This is a genomic window from Streptomyces sp. NPDC048436 (genome assembly GCF_043200355.1).
Classification (GTDB): Bacteria; Actinomycetota; Actinomycetes; order Streptomycetales; family Streptomycetaceae; genus Streptomyces.
In genome coordinates this window covers 974,877-994,875 of record NZ_JBICXP010000001.1, presented here as the reverse complement: position 1 = coordinate 994,875, position 19,999 = coordinate 974,877, and the positions used below count along the sequence as shown (strand labels likewise).

Sequence of the window (19,999 nt, the reverse complement as noted above, 5' to 3'; positions counted from 1 at the left end):
GTCGCACCAGGAAAAACCTGTCGCAAGTGAACCTCTTGGAGCCGCACATGACCCAGCGCACTCTCGTCCTGCTCAAGCCCGACACCGTCCGTCGTGGCCTGATCGGCGAGATCATCGGCCGTATCGAGCGCAAGGCGGACTGGACGATCTCCGCTCTCGAACTGCGCTCGCTCGACCAGGAGACGCTGGAGCAGCACTACGGCGAGCACAAGGGCAAGCCGTTCTACGAGCCGCTGGTCGACTTCATGTCCTCCGGCCCGGTCGTCGCACTCGTCGTCGAGGGCGAGCGCGTCATCGAGGGTGTGCGCGCCCTGGCGGGTCCGACCGACCCGATCGCCGCCGCGCCCGGCTCCATCCGGGGCGACTTCGGCACGATCGTCCGGGAGAACCTGATCCACGCCTCGGACTCCGAGGAGTCCGCCGAACGTGAGCTGAAGATCTTCTTCCCGGGCGTCGTCTGACACGCCGTACGGATTTCCTGACGCCTAGTCAGCAGGGCACCGCCCTGACCAGGGGTGGCCGAGAAATCCGGCCGCCCCTTGGCATATGCGCCCCAATTGGGGGAACGCGTGCCTCCGATGGCACGTCTCCAAGAGCGAGGCGGCGCTTCATCTGCTGACAATGGCGAAGACCCTAGCGCCGTGTTCGTGCAGGCGAGACTACGATGGAAGCCTCCACGCCACACAGCACCCACTCGCCTACCTAAAAAGCCATCACACGCTCCAGGGGAGGCCAGACGCATCCATGGGGAACAACATGTCGTTCATCGGCCGTGACATGGCTGTCGACCTCGGGACCGCCAACACGCTGGTGTACGTCAGGGGTCGGGGGATCGTCCTGAACGAACCGTCCGTCGTCGCGATCAACACCAACACCGGTGGCATTCTCGCTGTCGGCGCCGAAGCCAAGAAGATGATCGGTCGCACGCCGGGCAACATCGTTGCCGTGCGACCGCTGAAGGACGGCGTCATCGCCGACTTCGAGATCACCGAGCGGATGCTCCGCTACTTCATCCTGAAGATCCACAAGCGCCGCTACCTCGCCCGCCCGCGCGTCGTCGTCTGCGTGCCCTCGGGCATCACAGGAGTCGAGCGCCGCGCCGTCATCGAGGCCTCCTCGCAGGCCGGTGCCCGCCAGGTGCACATCATCGAGGAGCCCATGGCCGCGGCCATCGGTTCCGGCCTGCCGGTCCACGAGGCCACGGGCAACATGGTGGTCGACATCGGCGGCGGCACCACCGAGGTCGCCGTCATCTCGCTCGGCGGAATCGTCACGGCACAGTCGATCCGGGTCGCGGGCGACGAGCTGGACAACGCGATCATCCAGCACATCAAGAAGGAGTACTCCCTTCTCCTCGGTGAGCGCACGGCCGAGCAGATCAAGATCACCATCGGTTCGGCGTACGACATGGACGCCGACGAGCACACCGAGATCCGCGGCCGGGACCTGGTCTCCGGGCTGCCCAAGACCGTCGTCATCTCCGCCGCCGAGGTCCGCAAGGCCATCGAGGAGCCGGTCAACGCGATCGTGGACGCGGTCAAGACGACCCTCGACAAGTGCCCGCCGGAGCTCTCCGGTGACGTCATGGACCGCGGCATCGTTCTCACCGGAGGCGGCGCCCTGCTGCGCGGCCTCGACGAGCGTCTGCGTCGCGAGACGGGCATGCCGATCCACATCGCCGAGGACCCGCTGGACAGCGTGGCCCTCGGATCCGGCAAGTGCGTCGAGGAGTTCGAGGCGCTCCAGCAGGTCCTTGACGCGTCACCGCGCAGATGAGAGTGGCGCGAACCCGCTGAAAGGGTGTCCGCCGTACGAGTGCCTGTCACCTCGTGCGGCGGATCGTTGATATAGAGGCAAGACAACAATTCCGCGGCGCCCGCAGACGCCGCGGAATCCGATTGCTCAGATTTGCTCAGAATTCCAAGGATTTCCAACTGAGGAAGGCACGGCCGCCGCACGTGAGGGACACACGAGAGAGCCGGCTGCTCCTGGTGCTGCTGATCGCCATCGCGTTCGCTTTGATCACGGTGGACATCCGCGGTGGCGAGGACTCGCCGGTCGACGGTGCCCGCCGCGCCGCCGCCACGGTCTTCGGCCCGGTCGAGGACGGCGTATCGACCGCCGTCGACCCGATCGGGAACGCCATCGGCGCGGTCCGGGACTCCGGTGACCGGCATGACCGGATCGCCGAACTCGAGCGGCAGAACGCCGCGTTGAAGGGGAAGCTCGGCAGCGACGACCGCAACCGCAGCCGCGTCAGGCAGCTGGACAGCATGCTGAAGACGGCCGGTGCCGGTCAGTACGGCATCAAGGGCGCCGAAGTCATCGGGATAGGAGCGGCCCAGGGCTTCTCCTGGACCGTCACCATCGACGCGGGCGCCAACGACGGAATCAAGCGCGACATGACCGTCCTGAACGGCGACGGCCTGGTCGGCCGCGTCACCACGGTCGGCCCCGGCACCGCGACCGTCCTGCTCGCCAACGACCCCGACTTCACCGTCGGCACCCGCATGGAGAAGTCCGACGAGCTCGGCTTCGCCACCGGACAGGGCGACCGCCCGCTCTCCGTCCAGATGCTCAACGGCAAGGCCGAGGTCAAGAAGGGCGACCGCCTGGTCACCTTCGGCTCGCAGGCCGACAAGCCGTTCGTGCCGGGCGTACCGGTCGGCGAGGTCGTCCGCGTCGACCCCTCGGGCGGCAACCTGACACGCAACGTCTTCATCAAGCCGTACGTCGGCTTCACCAAGCTGGACATCGTCGGCGTCGTCGTCGAAGCGCCCCGTGAGGACCCGCGCGACACGGTGCTCCCGAAGAAGCCCGCCAAACCGAAGCCGACCCCGACGGTGACCGTGACGGCCACCCCGTCAGGACAACCGGCCGAAGGCGTCGACAACGGCAACGAGCAGTAGGAGCACCGGACCCATGCGCTTCAACCGAATCCTGCTCTCCACCACCCTGGTCGTCGTCGCCCTGGTCATCCAGGTCAGCGTCCTGGCCCGGCTCCAGCTGCCGGGCGCGGTCCCGGACCTGGTGCTGCTCACGGTGCTCGGCCTCGCCCTGGTCTACGGCCACGTCGGCGGCGCCCTCATCGGCTTCGGCGCCGGGCTGCTCACCGACCTGGCCCCGCCCGCCGACCACGCCGCCGGGCGGTACGCCCTGGTGCTGTGCGCCATCGGCTACCTCGCGGGCCTGGCCAAGCCGGAGACCGGGCGGCTCAGGTCCGCCACCGGGCCGCTCGTCGTGGTCGTCGGCGCCGCCATCGGCTCGACCCTGCTGTACGCGGGCGTGGGCGCCCTCGTCGGGGACACCGCGGCCCGCCACGTGGGCCTGGTCAAGCTCCTGTTCACGGCCGCCCTGTACGACCTGCTGCTCGCGCCGTTCACGGTGCCGCTGATCATCGCCCTTGCCCGGCGCGCCGAGAACGATCCGCTGGGGGAGAGCTCACCCGCCAACAAGGCGGCCACGGACGTCTCGTCCGGCTGGCTCGCCTCGGGCACCGGCCTGCGCATCGGCAACCAGCGCGGCGGCCTGCGGATGAAGGCGGCCAAGGCCCGCGTCGCGCGCGCCGGACGCATCAAGGGGGTCAAGCGGCTGTGAACGCGGCGCAGTTGGCCCCGTACACGTCCGGCCGCGCACACAGGTCGGTCGTGTACACGTACTACCCGTACACACACTGAGAGGGGGAGGCAGCGCAGTGACCAACATCCCCGAGACCGGACGGACCCCACGGGTCCAGATCCGCCTCATCGTCATCCAGATCCTCGTGCTCTCCCTGCTCCTGACCCTGGGCGGCCGCCTCTGGTACCTCCAGATCCGCAACGGCGACGAGTACGCCAAGGAAGCCTCCGGCAACCACGTCCAGCAGGTCGTCCAGCCCGCCGTGCGCGGCTCGATCCTCGACTCCCGCGGAGTCCCGATCGCCGACAACGAGACCCGCCTGGTCGTCTCCGCGTCCCGCACGGACCTGATGAAGATGAAGGACGACGGCAAGGCGGTACTCGGCAGGCTCGCCGAGGTCCTGGACATGGAACCCAAGGACGTGGACGGCAAGGTCCGCCTCTGTGACTCCAAGACCCCGCAGCCCTGCTGGAACGGCTCGCCCTACCAGCCGATCCCGATCACGGACGAGGCCACTCCCAAGCAGGCCCTCCAGATCCGCGAGCGCTCCGAGGACTTCCCCGGCATCACCGCCGAGCCCACCGCCGTGCGCCGCTACGCCGCGCCCGGCAAGTCCAACACCGCGCAGGTGCTCGGCTATCTCTCGCCCGTCACCGACGGCGAGATCAAGAAGGCCGAACACACCGACTCGCCGTTCCTCCGCTCCGACCAGGTGGGCCGCTCGGGACTTGAGCGGACGTACGACGCTCAGCTGCGCGGCAAGGCCGGCGTCACCCGCTACGAGGTCGACAACCTCGGCCGCGTCATCGGCAAGGCCAAGGACGACAAGGCCGAGTCCGGCGCGAACGTCGTCACCAGCATCGACGCGCGCGTGCAGGCCCTGTCCGAGTACTGGCTCAACGACGCGATGAAGAAGGCCCGCCAGGAGTTCGACAAGAACACCAACGAGAACTACAAGGCCGACGCGGGCGCCGTCGTCGTCATGGAGAACAAGACCGGCCGCATCGTGTCGATGGCGTCGAATCCGGCGTACGACCCGAACGCCTGGGTCGGCGGCATCTCCGGCAAGGACTACACGCGGCTCACCGGGAAGAAGTCCAACTACCCGCTCCTGAACCGCGCCATCCAGGGCCAGGCGGCCCCCGGCTCGATCTTCAAGGTCATCCCGACGACCGCCGCGGTCAACGCGGGCTACGACTTCGACGGCAGGTACCCCTGCCCCAGTTCGTACAACGTCGGCGGCCAGACCTTCAAGAACTTCGAGTCCAAGGGCCACGGCTCCATCACCCTCGGCCAGGCCCTCGAGGTCTCCTGCGACACCGTCTTCTACAAGCTCTCGCACGACCAGTGGATCAAGGACGGCGGCAACAAGCCGAAGAAGGACCCCAAGGACTGGTTCTACAAGACCGCCCACCAGTTCGGCCTCGGCAAGGAGACCGGCATCGACCTGCCGAACGAGGTCACCGGACGCGTCCCGGACCGCCAGTGGAAGAAGGACTACTGGAAGGCCAACAAGGACGGCTGGTGCAAGCAGGGCAAGAAGGGCGGCGACTACACCCAGCAGATCGCCTACGAGAACTGCCTCGAAGGCATGAAGATGCGCGCCGGTGACTCCGTCAACTACTCCATCGGCCAGGGCGACACCCTCGTCACGCCGATACAGATGGCGTCGATCTACTCCGCCATCGCCAACGGCGGCACCCTCTACAACCCCACCGTCGGCAAGGCGATCATCAGCGCCGACGGCAAGCAGGTCCAGGAGCTCAAGCCCAAGTCGCACGGCAAGCTGCCCATGACCAAGGAGACGCGGGACAAAGTGGACGGCGCCCTCGCCGACGTCGCCACCAAGGGAACCGCCGCCTGGCGGTTCGGCGGCTGGCCGCAGGACAAGATCCCGATGCACGCCAAGACGGGTACGGCGGAGGTCTACGGCAAGCAGACCACCTCGTGGTTCGCGACGTACACCAAGGACTATTCGATCGTGATGACGATCTCCCAGGGCGGTACGGGTTCCGGAGCCTCGGGACCCGCTGTCCGCAAGATCTACGACGGCATCTACGGCCTGGACGAGGACGGCAAGCAGAACCTCAAGAAGGCCCTCCTGCCCGAGCCGCAGAAGAACCTCCCGAAGATCGAGTCCGACGGCTCGATCGACTCCCCGAAGATCAAGCCGTACAAGCCGGAGGCCCCCAAGGAGCCGAAGGAGCCGCAGGAACTCGCGGGCGCGCCCGCGGCGGGGAGGCGCGACTAGTGGCCGGCAACAATGGCTTCTCCGTCCCCGGTTACGGGCCCGAACGCCCGCCGATGTCGTTGGCGCGCCTGTTCGCCCGCGACTCGCTGGTGCGCAGGATGGACTGGCCGATACTGCTCGCGGCGCTCGCGCTCTCGGCGATCGGCTCGGCCCTCGTCTTCTCGGCGACACGCAACCGCACCGAGCTGGTCGGTGACGATCCCTACTCCTTCCTGCTCAAGCACCTCCTGAACACCGGCATCGGCATCGCCCTGATGGCGGGCACGGTGTGGCTCGGCCACCGGACGCTGCGGACGGCCGTGCCGATCCTCTACGGCATCTCCGTCTTCCTCGTCCTGCTCGTCCTCACCCCGCTCGGCGCGACGATCAACGGCGCGCACGCCTGGATCGTGGTCGGCGGCGGCTTCTCGCTGCAGCCGTCCGAGTTCGTGAAGATCACGATCATCCTGGGTATGGCGATGCTGCTCGCGGCACGGGTGGACGCGGGCGACCGGGTCCACCCCGACCACCGCACGGTTCTGCAGGCCCTCGGCCTGGCCGCCGTACCGATACTGATCGTGCTCCTCATGCCCGACCTCGGTTCGGTCATGGTGATGGCGATGATCGTGCTCGGCGTCCTGCTCGCGTCGGGCGCCTCCAACCGCTGGGTCTTCGGGCTGCTCGGCACCGGCGCGGCCGGCGCGATCGCCATCTGGCAGCTCGGCGTCCTGGACGACTACCAGATCGCCCGCTTCGCGGCCTTCGCCAACCCCGCGCTCGACCCGGCGGGCGTCGGCTACAACACCAACCAGGCACGCATCGCGATCGGCTCCGGCGGACTCTCGGGCACCGGCCTCTTCAAGGGCTCGCAGACCACCGGCCAGTTCGTGCCCGAACAGCAGACGGACTTCGTGTTCACCGTCGCGGGCGAGGAGCTCGGCTTCGCGGGCGCCGGGCTCATCCTGGTGCTGCTCGGCATCCTGCTCTGGCGGGCCTGCCGCATCGCGCGCGAGACGACCGAGCTGTACGGCACGATCGTCGCCGCCGGGATCATTGCCTGGTTCGCCTTCCAGGCCTTCGAGAACATCGGGATGACGCTCGGCATCATGCCGGTGGCGGGCCTGCCGCTGCCCTTCGTCTCGTACGGAGGGTCATCGATGTTCGCCGTCTGGGTGGCCGTCGGGCTGCTCCAGTCCATCAAGGTGCAGCGCCCGATGTCCGCGTAGGACGGTCACGGGGGCTGCCCTTGGCCTGGGATCGCGTCTAGATTCGGTTCATGGCGGAGACGAAGCGTGAGATCGAGCGTAAGTACGACGTTGGCGCTGACGCCGCGCTGCCCGACCTGACCGGGGTCGCGGGCATCGCGGATGTCGTCGACAAGGGCGTCGTCGACCTGGACGCCGTCTACTACGACACGGCCGACCAGCGTCTGCACGCCGCCTCGGTCACGCTGCGCCGCCGCACCGGCGGCGACGACGCGGGCTGGCACCTGAAACTGCCGGTGTCGCTCGCGGAAGGCGTACGCGACGAGATCCGGGCCCCGCTGTCGGACTCCGTCCCGCGTGCGCTGTCCGCCCTGGTGCGCTCCCGGGTCCGCGAGGCCGAACTCGCCCCCGTGGTGCGCCTGTTGTCCGCGCGGGACCTGCGCCACCTCGTCGACGCCAAGGGCGAGCTGCTCGCCGAGATCAGCATCGACCGCGTACGGGCCGAGCGGCTCTCCCCGCACGGTGGCACCGCCGAGTGGGCCGAGATCGAGGTGGAGCTCGCGGACGACGCGGACCCCGCGCTGCTCGACAAGGTCGAGAAGAAGCTGCGCAAGGCGGGGGTGGAGCGGTCGGACTCCTCGTCGAAGCTGGGCAAGGCGCTGGCGGCGACCGGTCTGAGTGAGACCCGTCGGCAGGCGCGTGAGAAGCCGTCCGTCACCAAGAAGGGCAAGAAGGGCGAGCGCCTCGCCGTCGTCCATGTGGAGGACCCGGCCGGGCGCGACGAACCCCGCACCGCCGGGGACCACGTCCTCGCCTACCTCCGCGCCCAGCGCGACGCCCTCGTTTCCCTCGATCCCGCGGTCCGCCGCGACCTGCCGGACGCCGTGCACCAGATGCGCGTCGCCACCCGCCGGATGCGCAGCGCGTTCCGCTCGTACCGCAAGATCCTCGACCGCACCGTCACCGACCCGCTCGGCGACGAGCTGAAGTGGCTCGCGGGAGAGCTGGGCGTCGACCGCGACCAGGAGGTTCTGACCGAGCGGCTCACCGCCCGCATCGGCGCCGTCCCCAGGACGCTCCTGCTCGGCCCCGTGCGCGGACGCCTGCGCATCTGGTCCGTCGCCCGCAGCAGCGGCTCCCGGCGCAGGACCCTCGCCGTGCTCGACGGCAAGCGCTACCTCGCGCTCCTGGACTCCGTCGACGCCGTCCTCGCCGACCCCCCGCTCCGCCCGGCAGCCCTCGCGCCCGCCGCCGACGCCCTCCCCAAGGCCGTGCTCAAGGACTACCGGCGCCTCGCGGCCCGCGTCGAGCACGCCCTCGCGCTCTCCCCGGGCCAGGACCGGGACGCGGCCATGCACGCGGCCCGCAAGGCGGCCAAGCGGGTCCGGTACGCGGGCGAGGCGGCGACGCCCGCCCTCGGCAAGCCCGCCAAGCGGTTCGCCAAGCGGATGAAGGCCGTCCAGGGCGTGCTCGGCGACCACCAGGACAGCGTGGTGGCGCGCGAAGCCCTGCGGGCGCTTGCGATCCAGGCCCATCTGGCGGGGGAGACCGCCTTTACCTGGGGGCTTCTGTACGGGCAGGAGGAGGGGGCCGCCGCGGACCGGGAGCGGGAGCTGCCGGGGGTGTGGGCCAAGGCGTCCAAGGCGAAACTGCGGTCGGCGCTGGGGGGCTGAGCGGCGGGGTACGCTGGATGGTCACCCCTGCCAGATCATGAGAACCCTGCCGAAAGACGCTGTGATGCCTGTCGAGTCCGTCTTCCCACGACTGGAAGCGCTTCTCCCGCACGTCCAGAAGCCCATCCAGTACGTCGGCGGAGAGCTCAACTCCACCGTCAAGGACTGGGACGCGTGTGACGTCCGCTGGGCGCTCATGTACCCGGACGCGTACGAGGTGGGACTGCCCAACCAGGGCGTCATGATCCTCTACGAGGTACTGAACGAGCGCGAGGGTGTCCTCGCCGAGCGCACGTACAGCGTGTGGCCCGACCTCGAAGAGCTGATGCGGGAGCACAAGGTCCCGCAGTTCACCGTGGACAGCCACCGCCCCGTCGGCGCCTTCGACGTGTTCGGGCTCAGCTTCTCCACCGAGCTCGGCTACACGAACATGCTCACGGCCCTTGACCTCGCGGGCATCCCGCTGGAGTCCAAGGACCGCACGGTCGACGACCCGATCGTCCTCGCCGGAGGTCACGCGGCCTTCAACCCCGAGCCGGTCGCGGAGTTCATCGACTGCGCGGTCATCGGCGACGGCGAGCAGGCCGTGCTCGACATGACGGCGATCATCCGCGAGTGGAAGGCCGAGGGCCGCCCCGGCGGCCGCGAGGAAGTCCTCTTCCGGCTCGCGCGGACCGGTTCGGTCTACGTCCCCGGGTTCTACGACGTCGAGTACCTCCCGGACGGGCGGATCGGCCGCGTCGTACCGAACAAGTCGGGTGTCCCGTGGCGCGTGTCCAAGCACACCGTCATGGACCTGGACGAGTGGCCCTACCCCAAGCAGCCCCTCGTGCCGCTCGCGGAGACCGTCCACGAGCGCATGTCCGTCGAGATCTTCCGCGGCTGCACCCGCGGCTGCCGCTTCTGCCAGGCCGGCATGATCACGCGCCCCGTGCGGGAGCGAAGCATCACCGGCATCGGCGACATGGTGGAGAAGGGCCTGAAGGCCACCGGCTTCGAAGAGGTCGGCCTGCTCTCCCTGTCGTCGGCGGACCACACGGAGATCGCGGACGTCGCCAAGGGCCTCGCGGACCGGTACGAGGAAGACAAGATCGGCCTCTCCCTGCCCTCGACCCGCGTGGACGCCTTCAACATCGACCTCGCGAACGAACTGACGAGGAACGGCCGTCGCTCGGGTCTGACGTTCGCCCCGGAGGGCGGCAGCGAGCGGATGCGGAAGGTCATCAACAAGATGGTCTCCGAAGAGGATTTGATCCGCACCGTCGCGACCGCGTACGGCAACGGCTGGCGCCAGGTCAAGCTGTACTTCATGGTCGGTCTGCCCACCGAGACCGACGACGACGTCCTGCAGATCGCGGACATGGCGGCGAACGTCATCGCCAAGGGCCGCGAGGTCGCGGGCAACGACATCCGCTGCACGGTCTCCATCGGCGGCTTCGTGCCCAAGCCGCACACGCCGTTCCAGTGGGCCCCGCAGCTGTCGGCGCAGGAGACGGACGCCCGCCTCACGAAGCTGCGCGACAAGATCCGCGGCGACAAGAAGTACGGCCGCTCGATCGGTTTCCGCTACCACGACGGCAAGCCCGGCATCGTCGAGGGCCTGCTCTCGCGCGGTGACCGCCGCATCGGCTCCGTCATCCGCGCCGTCTATGAGGACGGCGGCCGTTTCGACGGCTGGCGCGAGCACTTCAGCTACGACCGCTGGATGGCCTGCGCCGAGAAGACGCTGCCCGCCTTCGGTGTGGACGTCGACTGGTACACGACGCGTGAGCGCACGTACGAGGAGGTCCTGCCCTGGGACCACCTGGACTCCGGTCTCGACAAGGACTGGCTCTGGGACGACTGGCAGGACTCGCTCGACGAGACCGAGGTCGAGGACTGCCGCTGGACCCCGTGCTTCGACTGCGGCGTGTGCCCGCAGATGCAGACGGAGATCCAGATCGGCCCGACCGGCAAGAAGCTCCTTCCGCTGTCGGTGGTGAAGTAAGTGCGTCACCCGAGTCCGGTGGACGGGGCGGTTGGTCCTCAACTCGCCCCGCCCACCGGCCTCGTGCATCTCTCCTTCATCGCCGCGATGGAGGAGTTCCGCGCCGAGGGCCGCGGCGGCGATGACGACGACACGACGCTCGGCCGCACCCTGCGCGACTACGGCGACAAGTGGCACGACCCCGCGGTCTTCGAGCGGTACGTCGCCGAGGTCCAAGCGGCGGTCCACCCGGCCGAGCCGCTCTCCGTCCCCGTGACGACCCTCTGGTACACCGACGGCAGTAGTTACTTCGGCCGCCTCGCCATCCGGCACAACGTCGCCACGCGCTTCCTGCGCGAGTACGGCGGCCACATCGGCTACGACGTACGCCCCACCGCCCGCCGCCGCGGCCACGCCACCGCGATGCTGATCGGCTCGCTGCCGTACGCCCGCGAACTGGGCCTGGAATCGGTCCTGGTGACCTGCGACACCGACAACACCGGTTCGCGCAAGGTGATCGAGGCGGCCGGCGGCGAATTCGAGGACGAGCGGGGCGGCAAGCTCCGCTTCTGGATCCCGACCGGCGCCTGACCGGCCGAACCAGCACCCCTCACTGACGCGTCTAGGACGGCATGGACCTGGAAAAGCGGCCTCCGCAAGCGCAGCCACAGTCTCAACCGCAGGCCGAGGGCTGTCTCGCCGTCGCGATCCGCATTCCGGTGCGGATCGTGGTGCTCGTGCTTGTCGTGCCGGTACGCCTGGTGTGGGACGCGCTCGCCGTGTGCGGGCGCTTCCTGTACTTCAGGGGGCTCAGGCCCGTGGGCCGCGCACTCGCCTGGCTGGGCCGGACGCTGATCGTGACACCACTGGTGTGGCTGCTCAAGGCGGTGTTCGTGTGGCCGTGGGTGGGGCTGTGGCGGTATGTGGTCGTGCCGGTGGGCAAGGGGCTCGCGTGGCTGGGGCGGGTGCTGGTCGTGGTGCCCGCCGTCTGGCTGTACGCGTCCGTCCTCACGCCGATCGGGCACGGCATCGTCTGGCTGTACGCATCGGTGCTCACCCCCATTGGGCACGCGATCGCCTGGCTGGCGCGGGCAGTTGGCGCCGGGATCGCGGCGACCGGGCGGGGCGCCGGTGCCGTGCTCGTGTGGCTGTTCAAGGCGGTGTTCGTGTGGCCGTGGGTGGGGCTGTGGCGGTATGTGGTCGTGCCGGTCGGCAAGGGGCTCGCGTGGCTGGGACGGGTGCTGGTCGTGGCGCCCGCCATGTGGCTGTACGCGTCCGTCCTCACGCCGGTCGGGCGCGCGATCGCCTGGCTCTGCAAGGGGATCGGCGCCGGAATCGCCTGGCTGGCGTCGGGCATCGGGACCGTGCTCGGGTGGCTGCTGCGAGGTGTCGGGACCGTACTGCGCTGGATCTTCGTCGTGCCCGCCGTCGCCCTGTGGCGCTGGGTGCTCGCCCCCATCGGGCGGGGCATCGCGGTCGTCGCCCGCGAGATCGGTGACGCGCTCGGACACGCCTGGCGGATCGCCGGGTACATCTCGCTGGCCGTGGGCCGCTTCCTCGGACGACTCCTTCGGTGGATCTTCGTCGACCCGGTGCGCTGGGTGTACCGCTCCGTCCTCACCCCCGTAGGGCACGCCCTGCGCGACGGCGTCTGGCGGCCCGCCGCCCGGGCCGTGAAGGACGCGGGGCGCGCGGCCCGGCAGGCACTGGCCGCCGCCCGCCAGAGCGTGCGGGAGGCCCGCGCCGACGTACGGCGCATGCTGTTCGGCACGCCGAAGGAAACGGTCCCCGTGAGGGCGGCCGAGCGGGAGCCCGCGCCGGTCCCGGTGGCCCGGCGGGAACCGGACACGTCTGCGACACGTACTCTAGGTAGCAGTACGACCGCACTCACGAAGGACTAGAACACTGGGCAAGCGACAGCCCGAAGGCCCGCCGCCCGCTCCCGCGGTGCAGCGCATCCGACTGCGCTACACCAAGCGCGGCCGCCTCCGGTTCACCAGCCACCGTGACTTCCAGCGCGCCTTCGAGCGGGCGCTGCGCCGCGCCGAGGTGCCCATGGCGTACTCGGCGGGGTTCACGCCGCACCCGAAGGTGTCGTACGCCAATGCCGCACCCACCGGCACGGGCAGTGAGGCCGAGTACCTGGAGATCGCGCTCACCGAGGCGCGTGACCCCGACAAGCTGCGCGAGCTGCTCGACGAGTCGATGCCGACCGGCCTCGACATCATCGACGCCGTCGAGTCCCGTACATCAGGGCTCGCCGACCGGCTCACCGCGTCCGTCTGGGAGCTGCGCCTGACCGGCGTGGAGCTCACGGACGCGGAGCGTGCCGCCGAGGCCTTCCGGGCCGCGGAGACCGTCGAGGTCCAGCGCCGCACGAAGAACGGCATGCGGACCTTCGACGCCCGCGAGGCCGTCGTGAGCCTTGAGGCACTCGCTCATGACGAGGCGCTCAGTCATGACACCGATAGGCCGACCGACCAGCCCTGTGCGATACTGCGGCTGGTTGTTCGGCACTTGACACCTGCCGTGCGACCCGACGACGTCCTGTCCGGTCTCCGAGCTGTGGCCGACCTGGCGCCGCCGGTCCCCGCAGCGGTGACCAGGCTGGCGCAGGGGCTTCTTGACGACGAGACCGGCACGGTGACCGACCCGCTCGCGCCCGACCGCGAGGCAGCCACGGCCCCACTTGAGAACCAAGGGGCCGCCGCAGCCGCCGCGAAGGCGCCGGCGCAGGAAGGTCCCGCGTAGGGACACGTCGTAGCGCCGCCCTGGTACTCGGGAGCCACCTGGGTCGGGCAGCGCACTGACCGAGACTTTCGCCAGGCCGTCCGCATTTGGGCGTACGGAACCGGCGAGACAGACACATAGAGCTCCCGTGCGGCGCCCACGCCCCCGGATGGCGGCCCCGCGTAAGTGAGCGAGAGCCGCGGACATCACCGGACAAGGCGCGGCGCCCGGGAGCGTGACGGGAGAACCGCCCGCATGCTTGAGCCGAACGAACCCACTGAGGGCTCGGACAACAACACCCCCAGCGACACCTTGCCGCCGCGCCGCAGGCGCCGTGCGGCGTCGCGGCCCGCGGGACCGCCCGTGGGCGCCACCGAGGCCGCCGCGCCGGCCATACCGGCCACCCCCGCCGCCGAAGAGGCTCCCCGGAGCGCTGCTCCCGAGCCCGCACCGGCCGAGGAAGCCGCTCCCGCGCCGCGTCGCCGCCGTGCCACGCGCCGCGCCTCGGCTCCCGCCGGAGCGCCGCAGGGCGCCGAGACGGTCGCTGAAGCGCCGGTCGCCGAGCCCGAACCCGCCGTGGCCGCTCCCGAGCCCGTAGCCGCCGAGGAGGCCGCTCCCGCGCCGCGTCGCCGCCGTGCCACGCGCCGCGCCTCGGCTCCCGCCGGTGCGCCGCAGGGTGCCGCCGACGCGCCGGTGACCGCTGAGCCCGCCGCTGCCGCCGCTGAAGAGCCCGCCGCCGAGAAGCCCGCCGCCGAGCCCGAGGCGCAGCCGGAGTCCGGAGACGCCGCCCCGCGCCGCGCCCGCCGCCGTGCGACCCGCGGTTCGTCCGCGCCGGCCGCCGAGGCAGCGCAGACGCAGGCGAAGGCCGCCGAGCCGGTGGCCGCCGAAGCCTCTGAGCCTTCTGAGCCCGCCGCTCCGGCCGCTTCCGCCGCGTCGGCCGCTCCCGCCGCGAGCGCGCAGGCCGCCGAAGCGGACACCGCCGAAGAGGACGCGCCCCGCGGGCGCCGTCCCCGCCGTGCGACGCGCAAGGCCGCCGCCGGATTCTCGGCGCCCGCCCCGACGCGGACCCGCAAGGCGCGCGCCGGTGACGCCGACGAGGACTCCGGGCGCAAGCCCGCGCGGCCCGCCGTCGCCGTCTTCCAGGCGCCGGTGTTCGCCGAGCCGATGTTCCAGACCCCCGAGCGCGCCGCCGCCGCTGCCGCCGCCGAAGCGGCCGACGAGCCCGTCGAAGACGAAGAGATCGAGATCGTCGAGGCCGAGCCCGTGGCCGCCGCCCCCGTGGTGGAGGAGGAGACAGGACCGCGCCGTCGCCGTCGCCGCCGGGCCGCGGAGGAGCAGCCCGCCGCCGAGCGCGAGAGCGCCAAGGCCGCCCCGAAGCCCGCCCAGGCCCCGGCCCCCGAGGTCGAAGAGGCCGAGGACACCGCCGCGGACCAGGACAGCGACCACGACACCGACGGCGACGACTCGGACGACTCCGGTGAGCGTCACGGCCGCCGTCGCCGTCGTGGTGGCCGACGCCGCCGTCGCGGTGAGTCCGCCGACGACTCCGGTGACCAGCAGGACTCCGAGTCCGACGCCGACTCCGACACGGACGCCGCCGAGCAGGACGCCGACGCGTCCGCCGAGCAGGCCGACGAAGACCACGACGACAACGGCTCGGGCGGCTCCACCAGCAGCCGTCGCCGCCGTCGCCGTCGCCGCCGCGCCGGTGACTCCGGTGAGGCCGAGAACGCAGTGGACGGCGACCCGGAGCGTACGGTCGTCAAGGTCCGGGAGCCGAGGGAACGGCGAGGGAAGGACGCAGAGCGCGAGCTCGGCACCGGCGCCGACGAGGTCACGTCCATCAAGGGCTCGACCCGTCTGGAGGCCAAGAAGCAGCGCCGCCGCGAAGGCCGCGAGCAGGGCCGCCGCCGCGTCCCGATCATCACCGAGGCCGAGTTCCTGGCCCGCCGCGAGGCCGTCGAGCGCGTGATGGTCGTCCGCCAGAACGGCGAGCGCACCCAGATCGGCGTCCTTGAGGACAACGTGCTCGTCGAGCACTACGTCAACAAGGAGCAGGCGACCTCGTACGTCGGCAACGTCTACCTCGGCAAGGTCCAGAACGTGCTGCCGTCGATGGAGGCCGCCTTCATCGACATCGGCAAGGGCCGCAACGCCGTGCTCTACGCCGGTGAGGTCAACTTCGAGGCGCTCGGCATGGCCAACGGCCCCCGTCGCATCGAGTCGGCCCTGAAGTCCGGCCAGTCGGTCCTCGTGCAGGTCACCAAGGACCCGATCGGCCACAAGGGCGCCCGCCTCACCAGCCAGGTCTCGCTGCCCGGCCGCTACCTGGTCTATGTGCCCGAGGGCTCGATGACCGGCATCAGCCGCAAGCTGCCCGACACCGAGCGCGCGCGTCTGAAGACCATCCTCAAGAAGATCGTCCCCGAGGACGCGGGCGTCATCGTGCGCACCGCCGCCGAGGGCGCGAGCGAGGACGAGCTGCGCCGTGACGTCGAGCGTCTGCAGCAGCAGTGGGAAGAGATCCAGAAGAAGGCGAAGAACGGCGGCAACGCCCCGACGCTGCTGTACGGCGAGCCGGACATGACCGTCCGTGTCGTCCGCGACATCTTCAACGAGGACTTCTCCAAGGTCATCGTCAGCGGCGAGGACGCCTGGGACACCATCCACGGATACGTCTCCCACGTCGCCCCCGACCTGGCGGACCGCCTGCAGCGCTGGACCTCCGAGGTCGACGTCTTCGCGACGTACCGCATCGACGAGCAGCTGATGAAGGCGCTGGACCGCAAGGTCTGGCTGCCCAGCGGCGGCTCGCTGGTGATCGACAAGACCGAGGCGATGATCGTCGTCGACGTCAACACCGGAAAGTTCACCGGCCAGGGCGGCAACCTCGAAGAGACCGTCACGAAGAACAACCTCGAAGCGGCCGAGGAGATCGTGCGCCAGCTCCGGCTGCGCGACCTCGGCGGCATCGTCGTCATCGACTTCATCGACATGGTCCTTGAGCAGAACCGCGACCTGGTCCTCCGGCGCCTCCTGGAGTGCCTGGGCCGCGACCGTACGAAGCACCAGGTGGCCGAGGTCACCTCGCTGGGTCTCGTACAGATGACCCGTAAGCGCGTCGGTCAGGGCCTCCTGGAGTCCTTCTCCGAGACCTGCGTCCACTGCAACGGCCGCGGTGTCATCGTGCACATGGAGCAGCCGACCGCCGCCGGTGGCGGCGGCAAGCGCAAGAAGCGCGGTCGCGGTGGCTCCGAGCAGGGTCAGGAGCACACGCACGAGCACGAGACCTACGACACCCACGAGGTCGACGAGGTCGAGACCGCGGAAGAGGTAGCCGCGGAGGCCGCCGCCCCGGTGGCGCTTCCCGAGCCTGAGTTCGTGCCGGACGAGGACCTCTACAGCAGCGCGTTCGAGGCCGAGGCCGCCGCGTCCCGTGGTGGCCGCTCGCGGCGCAGGGCGACCCGCAGGGCCTCGGCTCCGGCCGGCGCCCCGAAGGCGGAGGCGGAGACCGCCCCCAAGGCGGAGAAGCGCTCCAGGTCCCGTGGGGCCAAGGCCGAGACCCTCCAGGCCGAGGCTCCGGTGATCGAGGCCCCCGTGGTCGAGACCCCCGCCGCCGCGGAGGACCCGGTCGTCGAGGTGGCCCCCGAGGCCCCCGAGGCGCCGGTGGAGGACGCCGCTCCCAAGGGCCGTACGCGCCGCCGTGCGACCCGCAAGGCGACGTCGCCCGCCGGTTCGCCGAAGTCCGCCGAGAGCGCCGAGCCCGAGGCCGCCGTGATCGTGACCGAGGCGCCCAAGGCCGAGCCCGTCGCGGAGCCGGTCGCCGAGCCCGTCGCCGCCGAGCCGGTGGCGGACGCCGCTCCGGCCCGTCCGCGCCGCCGTGCGGTCCGCAAGGCCACCGCGCCGACCGCGTCCGAGGAGGCGGCCGTCCTGGTCGTCCCGTCGGCGGAGAAGGCGACGGAACCGGTGGCGGAGCCGGAGACCGAGGCCCCCGAGGCCGAGGAAGCCGCTCCGGCCAAGAAGACGGCGCGTAAGACCGCCAAGAAGGCGACGGCCAAGAAGGCCGCCACCGCCACCAAGAAGACCGCGGCCAAGAAGACGGCCGCCAAGAAGACGACGGCCAAGAAGGCGTCGAAGACGGCGAAGAAGACCGCAGCGGCGGAGCAGACACCGGCCGGTGTCAAGGCTTCCGCGGCCGAAGAGGGCTGACCTCCTGCTTCGCAGTCCGTACGTATGACCGGGTGCCCCCGATACGGCGAAATCGCCGCGCCGGGGGCACCCGCCTGTTGGCACCCGGCGAAGTACCTGTAAAACTCATGCGGTTGATGAAGGAATACGCGAGCGTGGCGTCTGGGGAGACGTGCCGCTGGCGTCAGGGGAGGGAAGTGTCGATGACGCACGGGCGTCTGAGGGGCACGGGACGCCACCGTGCCGTGAAGCAGGCCAAGGGGGGCCGTCAGGCCGTCGCACTGGCGACGGTCCTGTCCGCGGCGGGGATCCAGAGCGTGAGCGCCGTGGGGAGCGCCACGGCGGACGAGCAGCAGCCGCTGCTCGCCGAGGCGCCGATCTTCAACGATCCGAAGGGCACCCCGGAGCAGCAGTACGCGATCCGCACCCGGCTGATCGAGCTGACCGACTCCGCCGTGCCGGGCTCGACCATCAAGGTCGCGGTCTACCACGTGTGGGAGGCCTCGGTCGTCGACGCGCTCGTGCGGGCCAAGGACCGCGGTGTCCACGTACAGATGCTGCTCGACGAGTCCAGCAGGAGCGACCGCCCCACGAACACGTCATACAGCACGCTCGCGGCGGCGCTCGGCACCGACAAGAACAAGTCGTCGTTCGTGACGCTCTGCCCGGCGCACAAGTCCTGCCTGGGCGATCCCCAGTACGGCCAGTCGATCATGCACAATAAGTTCTGGCTGTTCTCGCAGGTCGAGGGCGCCAGGGACGTCGTCGTGCAGACCACGTCGAACTCGACTCCGTCCGCGCACACGAAGTTCTACAACGACGCGCTGCAGCTCCCGAACAACCCGATGATGTACGAGGCGTACGCCGACTACTTCACGGACATGATCGGCAAGGACTGGCGCAACTGGGACTACCGCACGGTCACCGACGGCCTCTACAAGGCGTACTTCTTCCCGCGCTCCGGCACGGTCAACGAGACCGACACGATGTACTCGGTCCTGAACAACGTGCAGTGCAACTACAAGGACGCGAGCGGGGTGGCCCGGCACACCAACATCCGTGCCTCGATCTTCAAGATCACCCGGCAGCAGATCGCCGACAAGCTCGTCTCGCTCAAGAAGGCGGGCTGCACGGTGAGCATCCTCTACGCCGAGACCGACAGCGCCAAGAGCCAGGGCGGCTCCCCGGGGACCTGGGAGACGCTGCACAAGTCCGGCGGTCCGACCGTGCGCTGCTTCAACGACGACCGGGACCCGCTGCACCCCGGCACGAAGCTCGTGACGCCCTACATCATCCACTCGAAGTACCTGCTGATCGACGGCATGTACGACGGCAAGCGCAACAAGCTCTCCTTCACCGGCTCGCAGAACTACACGGCGCCCGCCCTGCGCGAGAACGACGAGGCGATCGTGAAGGTCGACGACGACTCCGTGCACGATGTGTACCGCGGCCACTTCGACCGGGTGCGGGCCGTGGCCTGGCCGGGCAGCGCCGACAGCACCGATCTGTGCAAGGGTGTCAAGCCGCTGCCGCCGGACGGCGAGAACCCGGTTTGACCCTTCCGGCCCAGCCCCGTAATCTTGAGCGTCGGCGTGTCAATAGACACGCTCTACCCCTGTAAACCTAATTTCCTTCCGGCGCCTGGCGCCCGGGAGAGGCCGACCGTGCAGACGGTCCGGCTGGACTGCGGGGGTCCCGTTCCGAGCGAGAGAGAGATCCGTGTACGCCATCGTGCGCAGCGGTGGTCGCCAGCACAAGGTTGCTGTCGACGACATCGTTGAGGTTGACAAGCTTCCCACCGCCAAGGTTGGCGACACCGTAGAGCTCTCTACGCTGCTCGTTGTCGACGGCGACGCCGTGACGAGTGACCCGTGGGTGCTTGCCGGTATCAAGGTCACGGCCGAGGTCGTGGACCACCACAAGGGTGCGAAGATCGACATCCTTCGTTACAAGAACAAGACCGGCTACCGCCGTCGCCAGGGTCACCGCCAGCAGTACACGGCGATCAAGGTCACCGGTATCCCCACGGCTGCGAAGTAAGGGACTGAGACTAGATGGCACACAAGAAGGGCGCATCGTCCACTCGGAACGGGCGCGACTCCAATGCTCAGCGGCTCGGCGTGAAGCGCTTCGGCGGTCAGACCGTCAACGCCGGTGAGATCCTGGTCCGCCAGCGTGGCACCCACTTCCACCCGGGCTCGGGCGTCGGCCGCGGCAAGGACGACACCTTGTTCGCGCTGGACGCCGGTGCGGTGGAGTTCGGCACCCACCGTGGCCGCAAGGTCGTGAACATCGTTCCGGTCGCCTGAATCAGGCAGCCGTAGAACAGTTCTTCGCGAGGGCGGACCTCACTTCCCTGTCGGGAAGCGGGTCCGCCTTTCGCGTGTTA

At 70.0% G+C, this 19,999-nt stretch carries 15 protein-coding genes; all 15 read left to right on the top strand.

The window, feature by feature from the left end; all coding sequences use genetic code 11:
- The first annotated feature begins 47 nt into the window (after window positions 1-47).
- Complete coding sequence (gene ndk, locus ACGFX9_RS04555) at window positions 48-461, top strand: nucleoside-diphosphate kinase (protein WP_393464437.1); 414 nt, start codon at window positions 48-50, stop codon at window positions 459-461.
- Window positions 462-756: 295 nt separating this feature from the next.
- Window positions 757-1,776, top strand: coding sequence for a rod shape-determining protein (locus ACGFX9_RS04550; protein ID WP_160505014.1), 1,020 nt, complete (start codon window positions 757-759; stop codon window positions 1,774-1,776).
- 182 nt (window positions 1,777-1,958) lie between these two features.
- On the top strand, window positions 1,959-2,909 hold the full coding sequence (gene mreC / locus ACGFX9_RS04545; protein WP_393464434.1) for a rod shape-determining protein MreC: 951 nt from the start codon (window positions 1,959-1,961) through the stop codon (window positions 2,907-2,909).
- Between the two features lie 13 nt (window positions 2,910-2,922).
- The gene (gene mreD / locus ACGFX9_RS04540; protein WP_393464431.1) at window positions 2,923-3,597 is read left to right on the top strand and encodes a rod shape-determining protein MreD; all 675 of its coding nucleotides are present in this window, start codon (window positions 2,923-2,925) and stop codon (window positions 3,595-3,597) included.
- A 97-nt stretch (window positions 3,598-3,694) separates the two neighbouring features.
- Window positions 3,695-5,869, top strand: coding sequence for a penicillin-binding protein 2 (gene mrdA, locus ACGFX9_RS04535; RefSeq protein WP_393464428.1), 2,175 nt, complete (start codon window positions 3,695-3,697; stop codon window positions 5,867-5,869).
- A complete protein-coding gene (gene rodA / locus ACGFX9_RS04530) occupies window positions 5,869-7,074 on the top strand; it encodes a rod shape-determining protein RodA (protein ID WP_393464425.1) in 1,206 nt (401 codons plus the stop codon). The genes mrdA and rodA overlap by 1 nt, the downstream gene beginning before the upstream one ends.
- A gap of 50 nt (window positions 7,075-7,124) precedes the next feature.
- On the top strand, window positions 7,125-8,726 hold the full coding sequence (locus ACGFX9_RS04525) for a CHAD domain-containing protein (RefSeq protein WP_393464422.1): 1,602 nt from the start codon (window positions 7,125-7,127) through the stop codon (window positions 8,724-8,726).
- 64 nt (window positions 8,727-8,790) lie between these two features.
- Window positions 8,791-10,713: a TIGR03960 family B12-binding radical SAM protein gene (locus tag ACGFX9_RS04520; RefSeq protein WP_393464419.1), complete on the top strand. Its 1,923-nt coding sequence runs from the start codon at window positions 8,791-8,793 to the stop codon at window positions 10,711-10,713.
- Complete coding sequence (locus tag ACGFX9_RS04515) at window positions 10,714-11,283, top strand: GNAT family N-acetyltransferase (RefSeq protein ID WP_393464416.1); 570 nt, start codon at window positions 10,714-10,716, stop codon at window positions 11,281-11,283.
- A 41-nt stretch (window positions 11,284-11,324) separates the two neighbouring features.
- Entirely contained in the window at window positions 11,325-12,593 is a 1,269-nt protein-coding gene (locus ACGFX9_RS04510) for a hypothetical protein (RefSeq protein WP_393464414.1), read from the top strand.
- Window positions 12,594-12,639: 46 nt separating this feature from the next.
- Window positions 12,640-13,443: a TIGR03936 family radical SAM-associated protein gene (locus tag ACGFX9_RS04505; RefSeq protein WP_393464411.1), complete on the top strand. Its 804-nt coding sequence runs from the start codon at window positions 12,640-12,642 to the stop codon at window positions 13,441-13,443.
- 234 nt (window positions 13,444-13,677) lie between these two features.
- Complete coding sequence (locus tag ACGFX9_RS04500) at window positions 13,678-17,631, top strand: Rne/Rng family ribonuclease (protein ID WP_393464408.1); 3,954 nt, start codon at window positions 13,678-13,680, stop codon at window positions 17,629-17,631.
- A 182-nt stretch (window positions 17,632-17,813) separates the two neighbouring features.
- On the top strand, window positions 17,814-19,166 hold the full coding sequence (locus ACGFX9_RS04495) for a phospholipase D-like domain-containing protein (protein ID WP_393464405.1): 1,353 nt from the start codon (window positions 17,814-17,816) through the stop codon (window positions 19,164-19,166).
- A gap of 163 nt (window positions 19,167-19,329) precedes the next feature.
- Window positions 19,330-19,650: a 50S ribosomal protein L21 gene (gene rplU / locus ACGFX9_RS04490; RefSeq protein WP_160505004.1), complete on the top strand. Its 321-nt coding sequence runs from the start codon at window positions 19,330-19,332 to the stop codon at window positions 19,648-19,650.
- Window positions 19,651-19,664: 14 nt separating this feature from the next.
- Window positions 19,665-19,919, top strand: coding sequence for a 50S ribosomal protein L27 (rpmA, locus tag ACGFX9_RS04485; protein ID WP_030564037.1), 255 nt, complete (start codon window positions 19,665-19,667; stop codon window positions 19,917-19,919).
- Window positions 19,920-19,999: the final 80 nt, after the last annotated feature.

Coding starts and splice junctions, on each gene's coding strand:
- ACGFX9_RS04525 (WP_393464422.1), top strand. CDS start 7,125: ATGGCGGAGACGAAGCGTGAGATCGAGCGTAAGTACGACGTTGGCGCT.
- ACGFX9_RS04550 (WP_160505014.1), top strand. CDS start 757: ATGTCGTTCATCGGCCGTGACATGGCTGTCGACCTCGGGACCGCCAAC.
- ndk (WP_393464437.1), top strand. CDS start 48: ATGACCCAGCGCACTCTCGTCCTGCTCAAGCCCGACACCGTCCGTCGT.
- mreD (WP_393464431.1), top strand. CDS start 2,923: ATGCGCTTCAACCGAATCCTGCTCTCCACCACCCTGGTCGTCGTCGCC.
- rpmA (WP_030564037.1), top strand. CDS start 19,665: ATGGCACACAAGAAGGGCGCATCGTCCACTCGGAACGGGCGCGACTCC.
- ACGFX9_RS04500 (WP_393464408.1), top strand. CDS start 13,678: ATGCTTGAGCCGAACGAACCCACTGAGGGCTCGGACAACAACACCCCC.
- ACGFX9_RS04495 (WP_393464405.1), top strand. CDS start 17,814: ATGACGCACGGGCGTCTGAGGGGCACGGGACGCCACCGTGCCGTGAAG.
- ACGFX9_RS04510 (WP_393464414.1), top strand. CDS start 11,325: ATGGACCTGGAAAAGCGGCCTCCGCAAGCGCAGCCACAGTCTCAACCG.
- ACGFX9_RS04520 (WP_393464419.1), top strand. CDS start 8,791: ATGCCTGTCGAGTCCGTCTTCCCACGACTGGAAGCGCTTCTCCCGCAC.